Consider the following 13001-nt stretch of genomic DNA (forward strand, 5'->3'; position numbering starts at 1 on the left):
CTTAGCTGTGTACCCTGTCCACCATGCGTGAGATTTCCTTCCGCTGGCTGCTCAACCAGCGCTCATTGAACCTGCGAAGCATCGTCACCGGTAGCGCCACATTCAACACCATCCACGCCTCCGAGCTCGCGGACCCCAGCGAGTTCACCTCCCCCGGCGCGCTCATGCTCACGTTGGGGCTTGCCTTCCAGGAAGAACCGGAGGGCTTCGAACGCTATGGTGCGGCCCTGGCCGCGGCCGGCGTGCAGGGCATCGGCTTCGGCACCGGACTGGCCTTTAGCGAGGTCCCCACCGCGCTCATCCATGCCTGCTCCCAGCACAATCTCACCCTCTTTGAGGTCCCGCGCGCCACCCGATTCGTCTCCATCACCACGGCCGTGGCTCAAGAACAGGCCCGCTTGGACAACAACGCGCACTTTGCACTCCACCGCCAGCAGGAGCGCCTCAACCAGGCCGCGGCCACGAGCATCGGGGCGCTCGTCATGCAAGCCGGCAAAGAACTCGGTGCCGCGGTAGCGGTGGCCAGTTCCTCCGGAGCGGTGGTCAGCCGCAGCGATCGCGGCCAGCTCAGTGCGGCCGACGCCGCGGTGGAGGCCGCGGAGCAGACGGGGCGGGGAACGGGGACGTCGACAAGCACAGGCGCAACCATCACCAGCATCTTCGGCTCGGCGGGACGACGCTGGGCCATCGCGGTAACGCGCGCGGAGAAGTTCGATTCCTACTCCCGCGCGCTCATCCGGCACCTCGCGGGCCTGGCCAGCCTGCTCTTAGATCATCCCGACACCACTGCACACACGATCCTCGGGGCGTTGGCGCTTGACGCCCAACTGGCCGGGGTTGACTCCCCCGCCTTACAGGCGGCCTTCCATACGGTCGATAGCCACGACCTCGTGGATGTTCTGTTTCTCACGGCACCATCCCCCTCCCGCCTCGCGCGGGCATTAAGCGAGATTGGAAAAGCCGAGCCTCTCAGCCTCATCCGCCCGGAACACGATTCGGCGCTTATCGCGCTTCCCCCGGGCACCGCGCACACGAACTTGTGCGGGAAACACACCCGCTACCTCCGAACGTCCATCCTGCAGCGCATCCAATGGCAGGCGTTGACACCGGCGCTCTTGTCCTCTCTCCAGAGCCACGCGCGCAGCCTGCCCCTCGGCACGGCGGCCGTTTTCGATTCGGCTGCCCCTACCTGGCTGGCAGAACCCGGCGTACCCGAGGCCCTCGCTGCCCGGCGCGCGGCGACGGTCAGCCTTCTTACCGAGCACGATGCGCAGCACAACACAGAGCTGTGCGCCACGCTGCGTTCCTTCCTCGTGGGCAACGCCAACTTGGCCACCGCCGCCGCGGAGCTCGGCGTTCACCGCCACACCGTGCGCGCCCGCTTGGACAAGATCGAGCAACTCTGCGGCGTGGACCTGGGCAACCCCGTCACCCGCGCGGAGCTGCTCTTGCTCAGCCTTGATTCTTAAGATCTCAGTCCGGAACGCTCACGCCCAGGATGAGAAGTTCCGCCGCCACGAGGGGATCCTTAAGGTCCACCTCCAATAATTCCTCCAAGTCCGCGATGCGCTTGCGCACGGTGTGGCGGTGCGAATGCAGCTCCTCAGCGGTGCGGCTTACATGCCCGCCGGCGCGCAAGTAAACCTCCAGTGTTTCCGCCAAGTCGGTGCCGTGCTCGGCGTCAAAGGAACGCACCTTGCCCCAGGTCTCCTTCGCGCGGTTGTGCGCCGCTCCTTTAACCCGAGGGTCCCTAGTCCAGCTCAAGGTGCGCGATTCCGGCCCCGCGAGCATCCCCGGCTGCAGCCCGAAAGCGAAAGACTCCAGCTCGTGGACAATCCCCACCCCCAGCTCGGCCCACGGCATGGGTTGGCCCACGACGATGCGCTTGCTCCCGCGAATATCGCGCAGCAAATCCTGCAGATTTTTCATCGTTCGGCTTCCCCTAAAGAGCAGGAGGCTGGAGGACTTATCCAGCGCGTACTCGAAGAGCAAACGCCCGTGGTCTTGGAGTCGGGCGTCCAGGGCCTGGATGAAGCGCTGGTGAGCCCGCTCCCCCTCGGATTTCACCAAGACCGGGCGCACCCTCCCCTGCGCATCACCCACGAGGTGGAAGATGCGCCGCATGGGATCTTCGGGTTCGTCCAACCCCAGCTGAATGGCCAAAGCCATGGAGTTGAGCTCATTCTGTGTGCGCCGCAGCTCTTGTGGGCGCTTCACGCTAAGCTCCGCTAGGCCCGCGGCCTGCTTGAGTAGCGCGCGCTCGTTCACGCCGAAACCATCACGCGCCACTGCCAAGAGCCCGAAGGAGCGCGCACCGTGGTCGGCCAAGCGCTGGGCCAAGACATTCCACCCGCCCACGCGGCGCGCGGCATAAAAGTTCTGGGCTCGGGTATCGGCGATCACCGGTGCCCAATCCACCGGAGGCAGCCCCGGGTAGCTCGACTGTGCAAAGACGCGCCCGTCTTTATCGACGAGACAGGAATGCGCGCCCAGGAGGCGACTGGTCTTGTCCACGAGGGCATCGAGGCCGGCCACGGCGGCGTCGTTGAGCGCACCCTGCTGGGCGATGAAACGCTCCAACCCTTCCTCGCGCTGGCGCTGCAATTCGTCGTGCAAACGCGCGAGCACCGAAACGAAAGGGACGCGCCGCGCCACCGTGAAGAGCGAAATATTGCATTCCCGAGCGGCCTCCAGCATTCCGGGAGGAACCTCGGCAAAGGCCAGCCCAACGCCGAAACCCACCCCCGTTACCCCACCCACGGACACCTTGCGGATGTACTCTGCCAGTTCCTCAGGCTGTCCTTCAAATGCCATGCCGGTGAGCAAAATGACGGCCCCGGATCCCACAAATTCGCGCGGATCGCGCAGTTCACACGGGTGCATCACGGAAAAGGAACGCCGACAATCGTGCAGAATCTCTATCCCCAGATCGGGTTGATTGGCCAACCACGTGAGGGACACGCTCCCCTCTTCCAGCCCGGCCGCTACCCCCTTATCCACTGTGGACAATTTCTCACCATTCTTTCACCAGATCGTCTGTGGCCCTCCTGAAGTTTAGCCGCCAGAATGACCTACGTCATAACAAATCCCGAGCATTAAGGAGCAGACAGCATGCAGGATCTCAAGCACCGCCTCCCTCAGGAGCGGAATGTTTCCACCGCAATCCCTGGCCCCCGCAGCCAGGAGCTGAATGCCGCCCGTGAAGCAGACGTCGCCGCTGGCGTCATCCCGGGCTACCCCTCCTACATCACTGACGGCGACGGTGGCGTGCTTGTCGACGTCGACGGCAACACCATCGTCGACTTCGCATCCGGCATCGCCGTGACTTCCGTCGGTGCCTCCAACCAGCGCGTTGCCAAGGCCGTCGCCGAAGCTGCCAGCCACCTCACCCACACCTGCTTCCTCAACGCTCCTTACGAGGGCTTTGTCCAGGTAGCCAAGAAGCTCAACGAGTTGACCCCGGGCACCCACGAAAAGAAGTCCTGCCTCTTCTCCACCGGTGCTGAGGCAGTGGAGAACGCCATCAAGATCGCTCGCCGCTACACAGGCAAGAACCGCGTCGTGGTTTTCGACGGTGCCTTCCACGGCCGCACCAACCTGACCATGACCATGACCGCCAAGAACAAGCCGTACAAGTCCGGCTTTGGCACCCTGGCCGCTGACATCTACCGCGCGCCGATGTCCTACCCGCTGCGCGACGGCCTCGACGGCAAGCAGGCAGCAGCGCGCACCCTGCGCTACATCGAGCAGTACGTCGGCACCGAAGAGTTGGCTGCCGTCATCATCGAGCCGGTTCAGGGCGAGGGCGGCTTCGTTGAGCCGGCCAAGGGCTTCCTCCCGGCACTGCAGGAATGGTGCACCGACAACGGCGTTGTCTTCATCGCCGATGAGATCCAGGCCGGCATCTGCCGCACCGGCTCCTGGTTCGCCTGTGAAGACGAGGGCATCATCCCAGACCTCATCACCACCGCCAAGGGCGTGGGCGGCGGCATGCCGCTCTCCGCTGTGACCGGCCGTGCCGAAATCATGGATGCCCCGGACCCGGGCTCCCTGGGAGGCACCTACGCCGGTAACCCGGTGGCCTGCGCTGCTTCCCTGGCAGCCTTCGAGGAAATGGAGGAGCTGGACCTCAACTCCCGCGCTCGCGAAATCGAGGCCATCATCCGCGAAGAGCTGGAGCCGCTGCTCGAGCTCACCGCCGTTGCTGAGGTCCGCGGCCGCGGCGCCATGATCGCCATCGAGCTGGTCGATGACAACAACCAGCCAAACGCCGACCTCACCGCCAAGGTAGCCAAGACCTGCCGCGAGCAGGGCGTGCTCATCCTCACCTGTGGCCTCGACGGCAACGTCATCCGCCTCCTTCCGCCCCTGGTCATCAACGAGTCCACCCTGCGTGACGGCCTCCAGGTTCTGGCTGAAGCCATTCGCGCGAACTAATCCGAAACACCAACACCTCAAGGAGACACACCACCATGAAGATCTACGACTGCATCATCCTCGGCACCGGCTACGGCGGACTGGGCATGGGCGCCCAACTTGTTCGCGACGAGCAGCAGGACTTCCTCATTCTCGAAGCAGCCGACGAGGTCGGCGGCGTCTGGCGCGACAACACCTACCCGGGTGCTGCCTGCGATACCCAGGCTCTGATCTACTGCTACTCCTACTTCCTCAACCTCGGCGTCTCCCGCATGTTCGCCGGTCAGGACGAGATGCAGGGCTACCTCAAGGCCCTCGCAGAAGAGTTCAAGCTCTACGATCACATCAAGTTCAACCACCGCATCACCCGCGCCGAGTGGAAGGAAGACCTCAAGGCGTGGGAGATCGAGGCCAACGGTGAGACCTACTACGGCCGCGTCTTCGTCGGCGCCTGGGGCCAGCTCTCCAAGCCGAAGATCCCGAACTTCCCGAACCGCGAGGCATTCCAGGGCGTGCAGTTCCACTCCGCCGAGTGGAACCACGACGTCGACCTGAACGGCAAGAAGGTCGCCGTCATCGGCAACGCGGCCTCCGCTGTCCAGCTGGTTCCGGAGGTTGCAAAGGTTGCGGAGAAGCTCTCCGTGTTCCAGCGCTCCGCAAACTACATCCTGCCGCGCAACCAGGTCATCTTCACCGAGGAGGAGACCAAGGAGTTCCAGGAGAACCCGGATTCCTACCGCGCCATCCGCCAGGAAATCCACGAGGTCCGCGAGGAGGGCTTCGACCGCACCCGCAAGGGCACCGACTCCGCCGCCGAGGGTGTCGAGCAGGCCATGGAGCACCTGCGCTCCCAGGTCAACGACCCGGAGCTGGTGGAAAAGCTCACCCCGACCTTCGCCTTCGGCTGCAAGCGCATCTTGCGCTCCGATGACTTCTACCCCACCTTCAACCGTGACAACGTGGAGCTTGTCACCGCTGGCATCGAGAAATTCACCGAGACCGGCATCCGCACCGAGGACGGCGTCGAGCACGACTTCGACGTTGTCATCTACGCCACCGGTTTCCACTCCCAGGAATTCCAGGGCGACCTGCCGATTGCCGGCCGCGACGGCATCGACCTGCGCGAGCGCTGGGGCAACTCTCCGGAGGCTTACCTGGGTATGACCGTGGATGGCTTCCCGAACTTCTTCATGCTCTACGGCCCGAATACCAACCTCAACCACCACTCCGTGGTAGCCATGCTCGAGGCACAGGACCGCTACATCTCCCAGGCCGTTGCTTACCTGCGCGAGAACCCGGAGGCAGCCCTCGACGTGAAGAAGAACGTCATCGACGAGTTCAACACCCGCATCCAGAAGGAACTCGAGGAATCTGCGTTCTCCGCTGACTGCTCCTCGTGGTACAAGAACGAGGAAGGCCGCGTCATCAACAACTGGTCCGGCAACGTTGCTGAGTACTACGAGCTCACCGACAAGCTGGAGATCAACGACTACGAGCTGGTCTAGAAGGTAGTGATCACGATGCACACTCTGCACGACGAATACTCCGGGCGCCCCGTCGCTGAGGATGCGTGGAAGGCGCTGAAGCCTTTCCGCGATGGTGGAGCGAAGTCCTTCCATAACTTCCCCATCCCGCAGGTGCGTGAGAACTACGTAGCCTCGGCCCACGCCAACCCTCTCCACGAAGAAAAGGAACCTGCGACCACAGATTTCCAGGTCGACCAGTTCCAGGTTCGCCTTTATGACCCCCGCCCGGAGGCAGAACGCGGCCAGGAGACCCCCGCGGTGCTCTACATGCACGGCGGTGGCTGGCTCATGGGCAACCTGGAGACCCACCACTCCTCGGTACGCCGTATCGCGGTGCTGACCGGCCTCCCGGTCGTCGCGGTGGATTATCGCCTCGCCCCGGAGCACACCTACCCGGCGGCTATCGACGATTGCCGCGCCGCCTACCGCTGGCTGTCCAACCCCGAGGCAGAGCACGGACTGACCGTGACCTCCATCGCGGTCGCCGGTGATTCGGCCGGCGGCCAGCTGGCTGCCACGTTGGCGAATGAGTTCGCGGTGCTTGACGACGTCGCCAAGCTCAGCGCCCAGATCCTGCTCTACCCGATCACGGATTGCTCCCGCGAGCGCACCGAGAACGGTGCTTCCTACAAACGCCTGGAGGAAGGCTTCCCTCTCGCCTCCGACACCATGCGGTGGTTCATCGATACCTTCGTCACGGAGGAATCCCAGCGCACCGCCACGGATCTCTCTCCGCTGCTGTTGGAAGAGCTGCCGGAGGGCCTGCCCCCGTCGCTCGTCATCACGGTGGACAACGATCCACTGGCGGATGAGGGCATCGAGTATGCCGGGAAGCTAGCTAAAGCTGGCGTCGACGTCACTCACAAGCACCTCCTGGGCTACCACCACGGCTTGTTTACCTCCGCCGCCATCATTGACCGCGGCGAGGAGGAGCTTGCTGGAATCGCCGAGTTCATCAAGGCGGTGACGAGCTAACAACTTTCGCTCCATCACGCACGGGGCAGGCGCCTTTCCTAGGCGGCCTGCCCCGTCTGCATTAGTAGAAGCATTAATCCATCCACAGTTAGGTTCACCATGCTTAAACGCTCATTCGGCATCGCGATGGCCTTCATCGGCGTGCTCGCGGGAGCCTCCTTCGCGTCCGGCCGTGAGGCCCTCCAATACTTCGTTGCCTTCGGCAACATGGGCATCGTCGGTGCCATCGTCACCGCACTGGCCATGACCATTTCCGGAATCACCATTCTCCAATTGGGTTCTTATCACCGCGCAAAAGAACACACTTCTGTGTTCAACGCGGTGTCCACGCCAATTGTGTCGAAGATCCTTGACTTCGCCACGCTGACCTGTCTTTTCTGCATCGGCTTCGCCATGTTCGCCGGCGCCGGCACCAACCTCAACCAGCAGTGGGGCTGGCCGGTGTGGATCGGTGCGATCCTCATGCTCATTCTCACGCTGCTGACTGGTTTGCTCGATGTGGACAAGGTGACCATCGCCATTGGCGCTATCACCCCGTTCATCATCATCCTGCTGACCATCGGCACCGTGTATACCGTGTTGACGTCCAGCCCCGATTGGTCACACCTCAACGAGCAGGCGCAGACCATTCCCACCACGCTGCCCAACTGGTGGGTCTCCGCCATCAATAACTTGGGCCTCAACGTCATCGTGGTGGTCTCCATGATGATCGTCATCGGCGGCAACTTCCTCGATGCCAAGGAAGTGGGCTATGGCGGCATCCTCGGCGGCCTGTGCTTCCTGTTCCTGCTCGCGGTCCTGGTGGGCGGCCTCTACGTTTCGGTGGGCCCAATTACCGACGCCGAAATGCCAACCTTGGCCATGATTGAGCAGATTCATCCAGCGCTCGGAGTCGCCATGTCCATTGCTATCTACGGCATGATTTATAACACCGCCATCGGTATGTTCTATGCCTTTGCCAAGCGCCTGACCCGTGGCAAGCCACAGCACTTCTACAAGGTTTATGTCATCTCGGTGCTCATCGGATTCGTGCTCTCCTTCGTCGGCTTCTCTAACCTCATCGGCTGGGTATATCCGATTCTGGGCTACATGGGTATCGCCATCATGTTCATCATCGGCTTTGCTTGGATGAAGAACCGCAAGGACCTGCAGTCTGAGGCCGATCTGCGCCGCCGTGCCCGCGAACTACTCAAGAAGCGTTTTGAGAATGACAACCATCTCTCTGATGAGGAAATGCGCGAGCTTTCCGCTATCGCCCGCAATTCCTCCATTCCCGAATCTGACTTCATCAGAGAAATCATGACTGAGGTCGATTCCGAGGACGTGCCCGAAGAGCTACAGATTGGTGATGGCAAGCTCCACGCGCTCATCACTGGCAAGCCCATTCCGCGCACTAAGAAAAAAGTCTGATCCTAATAATCTGATCCAAATAAACTATAGGCATGTCTCTCCTCGGCACCGTACTCTCCCACCTCGCCAGCGGCACCCGTGTCCCCGACGAGCTGCGAGAGCAACTGGATGCCGAGGAGCTCAGTTCGCTTCGGGCCGTTGAGGAGACCATGCGCGCCAACCACACATGGCGGGTGATGTCGACCAAACTGCTCGATGTTTCTCAGATGCTCAACTCGGGCCGCGAATCCACTGATATCTTTCACGCCATCGTGCGCCACGCGCGCACCACTATTGGCACGGACGTGGGTTATCTCAGCCTCAACGATGAGGACACCGGCTTTACTAAGGTGCTGGCCACCAGTGGTGTCGTCACCGAAGAGTTTCGAACCATCAACATGCCGATGGGCTCGGGAGTCCTCGGCATTGTGGCCGCCACCAACCGCCCGGCGTGGACCTATGACCATTCCGCCGACCCCAACGTCACGCACGTGGATTACGTGGACCGCGCGGTGGAGGCCGAGGGAATCCGCGGGATCCTTGGCGCCCCGATTCGCATTGCCGGGCGCACCATCGGCGCGCTCCTTGTGGGCGACCGCCACCCCCGTCACTACACGCACGAGGAGATTGCCGCGCTCGAGGTGCTTGGCTCTATCACCTCTGTGGCATTGGAGAATGCGCAAGTCATCGAGAGCCAAGGCGAATCCGTTGCCGAGCTAACCCGCTCGCAGATAGCTCTGAGCCGCCATGTGGAAGAGCTGCAGTGGCTCAATGAGGTCAACGCGAAACTGCTCCACGTGCTCATGAATAATGCCAGCTTCGAAGAACTCGAACGCGTGCTGACTGAAAGTCTCGATGCTCCGGTGATGCTGTGGACCACGGAGGATGCCCCGGACACTTTCCCAGCAAGCACGTTCCCTGTGGAGTTTAATGGCCGCGCACTAGGAACGATTGGTGTGGACAAGCAGCTCAGCGACGCCGAATTGCGCGTCATCAGCCATGCTTCCGCAGCCTTTACGTCGATCGCCCTTTTTGCTGAGGCGCTTGTCGACGCCACCGCGCGCAAAGTCGATGACCTGGTCTATGCCGTAGCCCTCGGCAATGCCGGGCGCGAAGAGATTGCCCGCCTGCGACATCTGACGGGTATCAGCCTGAACTCCTCAGCACAGCTGTATTTCGTCGGCCTGCACTCAGCAAAGGGCCTGCCCACTCGTCCGCAGCTGGAACACCTCTTACCGGGTAATGCCGCTATTACGCACCACGATCAGCACGTGTGCGTGCTGTACCAGCCGGATCGAGGTATCGATGCGGCGCTGGCCCCGCTGCTAACTGAGTTCCCCGATTTAACGGTCTCCGCCATCGGCTTTGATGGCCTGAGTGAAGCACGCAGCGCACATGATTCCGCCATGTCTTACCTGGAATCAGCGCTCGCCCTGGGAGTGCGCGGCCGTCTGATCACCGAGGACTCCCTGGGCACGGTGGGCCTCATCTTGGGGGCGGACCCTCACGCATTGAACGCTCTATCCACGCGCACCATCGGCCCGCTGCTGTGTTATGACGAGGAGCATTCCACGGAGCTAACCGATACCGCCCACCACTATCTGCTCTCCGGGCACAGCATCCCGCAGACGGCCCGCGCCATGTTCATCCACCCCAACACGGTGCGCCAGCGCCTCGACCGCATCGCTGAGCTGATGGGTGATGAATGGGCCGTCGGCCAGCGCGGGCTCGATGTCTTCGTGGCGCTGCGCGCCCACGCGCTCGCCAAGTAGACAATTCCCCATCTATACCCCCATCTGATGTAATTTCTCCCATACCGTTCCTGCCCTCATCGACGTTCTGTGGCGTACATTACGTTGCATTAACCCACCCGATGTCTGGAGGTAGATATGTCTGACACGATTACCATTCGCGGCGCCGTCCTGGAGCGCTCCGGCGATGAGCGTCCCTACGCCGACTCCAAGCCCATTACCGTGAGCGAGCTCGAGCTCACCGCCCCCGGCGAAGGCGAGATCCTGGTCAAGATCACCGCCGCTGGCCTCTGTCACTCCGACCTCTCAGTGGTCAACAACAACCGCCCCCGCCCGCTGCCGATGCTTTTGGGTCACGAGTCCGCTGGCATCGTCGAGAAGATCGGCCCAGGCGTGACCAACGTCAAGGTTGGCGACCACGTGGTCATGACCTTCCTGCCGCGCTGCGGCGAGTGCGCCGGCTGCAAGACCGACGGCAAGATGCCCTGTGAGGTCGGCTCCAAGACCAACAACGAGGGCACCCTCATCCGCGGTACTCGCCACCTCACCCGCAATGGTGAGATGGTCCAGCACCACCTCGGTGTTTCCGGCTTCGCCACCCACGCAGTGGTTTCCGAGCTCTCCGTCGTGCCGGTGGGCTCCGATGTCCCGGCGGATATCGCCGCTATTCTCGGCTGCGCCATCCTTACTGGCGGCGGCGCCATCCTCAACGAAATCGATCCAAAGCCCGAAGACAGCATCGCCGTCATCGGCCTCGGTGGCGTGGGCATGGCCGCCATCATCACCGCCGCTGCACTCGGCGTGAAAGAGATCGTGGGCATCGACATGCAGAAGGACAAGTGCGAAAAGGCCCTCGAAATCGGTGCTACTTCCGCCATGACCCCGCAGGAAGCTGAAGAGTCCGGCAAGAAGTTCACCGCCGTCGTGGAGGCCGCCGGCCACCCGAAGGCCCTGGAAACCGCCTACAAGGTCACGGCACCGGGTGGCCTGACCGTTACCGTTGGCCTGCCAGCACCGGGCTCCACCATCACCATCGACCCGCTCGTGATGACCGGTGAGGCACGCCGCCTGCACGGCTGCTACCTGGGTTCCTCCGTTCCGTCGAAGGACATCCCGAAGTACGAGCAGCTGTGGCGTGAGGGCAAGCTCAACGCCGAGGCCCTGATCTCCGACCACATCAAGCTCGAGGACATCAACACCGCCATGGACCGCCTGTCCGACGGTGTGGCACTGCGCCAGATCATCGAGTTCGACTAAGCAAGACTCGTCTAAACCTCAACCACTTCGCCTTTCCTCACCAAGCCCTGCGCGGTTCGCGCCCGTGGGGCTTGGTCCCTTTTCTTTGAAAGGAGGCCGTCATGGCCGCAACCACCGAAGCCGCCGAACCCGAAGAACAGGGAATCGGTCAAGCTTCGCCCCACTGGAAAATGGGGCCATTTGATGTCCGCTTGCCGTTCGTGCACTACCGCATTGAGTGGCCGGACTTTGCCCAAGGCCTGTTCATGTGCGTGGTCGATCTGGGCGCTATCCCCCTGATGACTGAGGCCCTCGGCATGCCCTATGAGGCGGCACTGGCCGTCGTCATGCTCAACGGCCTTCTCTACCTGACCCACCACCTCTTGGGTGACCCGGTTGTCCCGGGCTGGATTACCCCAGCTATTCCGCTGCTGACGGTCTACATCCAGACCTTCCCGGAAGGAGAGCAGCGAATCTGGGCGCTGATCAGTTTCCAGCTCTTGCTGGGCATATTCTCCTTAACACTGGGTATAACTGGGTGGGCGTCAAAGGTCGTTCGCCTCATTCCTTCAGGTCTGCGCGCCGGTATCGTGCTTGGTGCCGGTATTGCAGCGATTATCTCGGTATTTCAAGAAGACGGACGTTTCCACTCCTTCCCTATCACCATCACCATCGCGGTGGCCGTGGCCTTCTTCCTCATGTATTCGCGCGGCTTCCAGGCACTGCGGCAGAAGGCCGCCGGCTGGCGCTTCCTGGCTTCGCTAGGCATCCTGCCTGCAATCTTCGTCGCGGTTTTCGTCGCACCGCTGGCCGGCGAGGCACCGTGGCCGGACGTGGAATGGGGCTTCTCCAAGCCTGACTTCATGACCTTGTGGTCTGAGTACACGGTCTTCGGCGTTGGCTTGCCACCGGCGCACATGTTCCTCACCGCCATCCCCACAGTGTTGGCTGCCTACATCGTCGTCTTCGGTGACGTCCTGCAAGCCAACGCCGTTCTCAAGGAAGCCGACCATGTCCGTACGGATGAGGCCGTGGTCTACAGCCCGTCGCGCGCACACCTCCTCTTCGGCGGCCGCAACATGCTGATGTCCATCATCGGCCCAGACATCGCCATGTGTGGTCCACTGTGGGCGGCGATGCACGTGGTCATCGTTGAGCGCTACAAGCAGGGCAAGCGCGCCATGCGCACCATATTCGGTGGCGCGGGCTCCTTCCGCTGGGGCACCAACACGGGCCTCCTCCTGCTACCGATTACCTCTTTCGTTGAGCCTATCCTGCCGGTGGGCTTGGCACTGACGCTCATCATCCAGGGCTTCGTATCCGTGCGTGTGGGCATCATGGAGGCCAAGAACCAGAAAGACCTCGGCATCGCAGGCATAACCGCTGGCGTGCTGGCCACCCAGGGCGCCGCGTGGGGATTCGCCGCCGGCATCATTATGGTGCTGGTCATCTACGGCAAGGACATGTTCAAGGACGAGCGCGACGGCACCATCCGCAACTTCGATGAGATCGATCCGGAGGAAGGCTTCGCCGACGCGCAGGCGGATTTCACGGAGCTGGCAGAACTCAATGATCTAGACGCTGACGGGCACCCGATCGATCCGAACGCCCACCGCACAGGATCCAAAGAATCTCCAAAATCTAGCGAGACCTAAGCTCAACCAGCTTATTCCCCAAGGTGCTTCCCTCCCCAATAGCAGTTCACCCC

9 protein-coding genes are annotated in these 13001 nt (G+C 62.2%); 8 read left to right on the forward strand and 1 reads right to left on the reverse strand.

Annotation, left to right across the window (positions count from 1 at the left end; all coding sequences use genetic code 11):
• Positions 1-23 precede the first annotated feature (23 nt).
• Positions 24-1469 (forward strand): PucR family transcriptional regulator, encoded by a 1446-nt coding sequence (locus QP999_RS00400; RefSeq protein WP_070565206.1) that lies wholly within the window; start codon positions 24-26, stop codon positions 1467-1469.
• A 4-nt stretch (positions 1470-1473) separates the two neighbouring features.
• On the opposite strand, the gene QP999_RS00405 is transcribed toward QP999_RS00400, so the two are convergent.
• Positions 1474-3000, reverse strand: coding sequence for a helix-turn-helix domain-containing protein (locus QP999_RS00405; RefSeq protein WP_246816527.1), 1527 nt, complete (start codon positions 2998-3000; stop codon positions 1474-1476).
• A gap of 111 nt (positions 3001-3111) precedes the next feature.
• On the opposite strand from QP999_RS00405, the gene gabT reads away from it, so the two are divergent.
• The 7 genes from gabT to QP999_RS00440 all read left to right on the forward strand — a co-directional run bounded on the left by gabT (position 3112) and on the right by QP999_RS00440 (position 12948).
• Positions 3112-4437, forward strand: a complete 1326-nt coding sequence (gene gabT / locus QP999_RS00410) for a 4-aminobutyrate--2-oxoglutarate transaminase (protein WP_070684102.1) — start codon at positions 3112-3114, stop codon at positions 4435-4437.
• Between the two features lie 35 nt (positions 4438-4472).
• The gene (locus QP999_RS00415) at positions 4473-5921 is read left to right on the forward strand and encodes a flavin-containing monooxygenase (protein WP_284847340.1); all 1449 of its coding nucleotides are present in this window, start codon (positions 4473-4475) and stop codon (positions 5919-5921) included.
• Positions 5922-5936: 15 nt separating this feature from the next.
• Positions 5937-6917: an alpha/beta hydrolase gene (locus QP999_RS00420; protein ID WP_284847341.1), complete on the forward strand. Its 981-nt coding sequence runs from the start codon at positions 5937-5939 to the stop codon at positions 6915-6917.
• A 99-nt stretch (positions 6918-7016) separates the two neighbouring features.
• Entirely contained in the window at positions 7017-8327 is a 1311-nt protein-coding gene (locus tag QP999_RS00425; RefSeq protein ID WP_070597254.1) for a YkvI family membrane protein, read from the forward strand.
• Between the two features lie 32 nt (positions 8328-8359).
• Entirely contained in the window at positions 8360-10078 is a 1719-nt protein-coding gene (locus tag QP999_RS00430) for a helix-turn-helix domain-containing protein (RefSeq protein ID WP_284847342.1), read from the forward strand.
• A 117-nt stretch (positions 10079-10195) separates the two neighbouring features.
• Positions 10196-11314 carry an alcohol dehydrogenase catalytic domain-containing protein gene (locus QP999_RS00435; protein ID WP_284847343.1) on the forward strand — a complete coding sequence of 373 codons (1119 nt, stop codon included), beginning with the start codon at positions 10196-10198 and terminating at the stop codon, positions 11312-11314.
• Between the two features lie 101 nt (positions 11315-11415).
• Positions 11416-12948 carry a permease family protein gene (locus tag QP999_RS00440; RefSeq protein ID WP_284847344.1) on the forward strand — a complete coding sequence of 511 codons (1533 nt, stop codon included), beginning with the start codon at positions 11416-11418 and terminating at the stop codon, positions 12946-12948.
• Positions 12949-13001 lie beyond the last annotated feature (53 nt).

It is taken from the genome of Corynebacterium sp. MSK004 (genome assembly GCF_030232515.1).
Taxonomy (GTDB): domain Bacteria; phylum Actinomycetota; class Actinomycetes; order Mycobacteriales; family Mycobacteriaceae; genus Corynebacterium; species Corynebacterium hesseae.

Bases quoted from the DNA above. Each gene is read 5' to 3' on its own strand.
- QP999_RS00400 (WP_070565206.1), top strand. From the start codon at position 24: ATGCGTGAGATTTCCTTCCGCTGGCTGCTCAACCAGCGCTCATTGAAC.
- gabT (WP_070684102.1), top strand. From the start codon at position 3,112: ATGCAGGATCTCAAGCACCGCCTCCCTCAGGAGCGGAATGTTTCCACC.
- QP999_RS00415 (WP_284847340.1), top strand. From the start codon at position 4,473: ATGAAGATCTACGACTGCATCATCCTCGGCACCGGCTACGGCGGACTG.
- QP999_RS00420 (WP_284847341.1), top strand. From the start codon at position 5,937: ATGCACACTCTGCACGACGAATACTCCGGGCGCCCCGTCGCTGAGGAT.
- QP999_RS00425 (WP_070597254.1), top strand. From the start codon at position 7,017: ATGCTTAAACGCTCATTCGGCATCGCGATGGCCTTCATCGGCGTGCTC.
- QP999_RS00430 (WP_284847342.1), top strand. From the start codon at position 8,360: ATGTCTCTCCTCGGCACCGTACTCTCCCACCTCGCCAGCGGCACCCGT.
- QP999_RS00435 (WP_284847343.1), top strand. From the start codon at position 10,196: ATGTCTGACACGATTACCATTCGCGGCGCCGTCCTGGAGCGCTCCGGC.
- QP999_RS00440 (WP_284847344.1), top strand. From the start codon at position 11,416: ATGGCCGCAACCACCGAAGCCGCCGAACCCGAAGAACAGGGAATCGGT.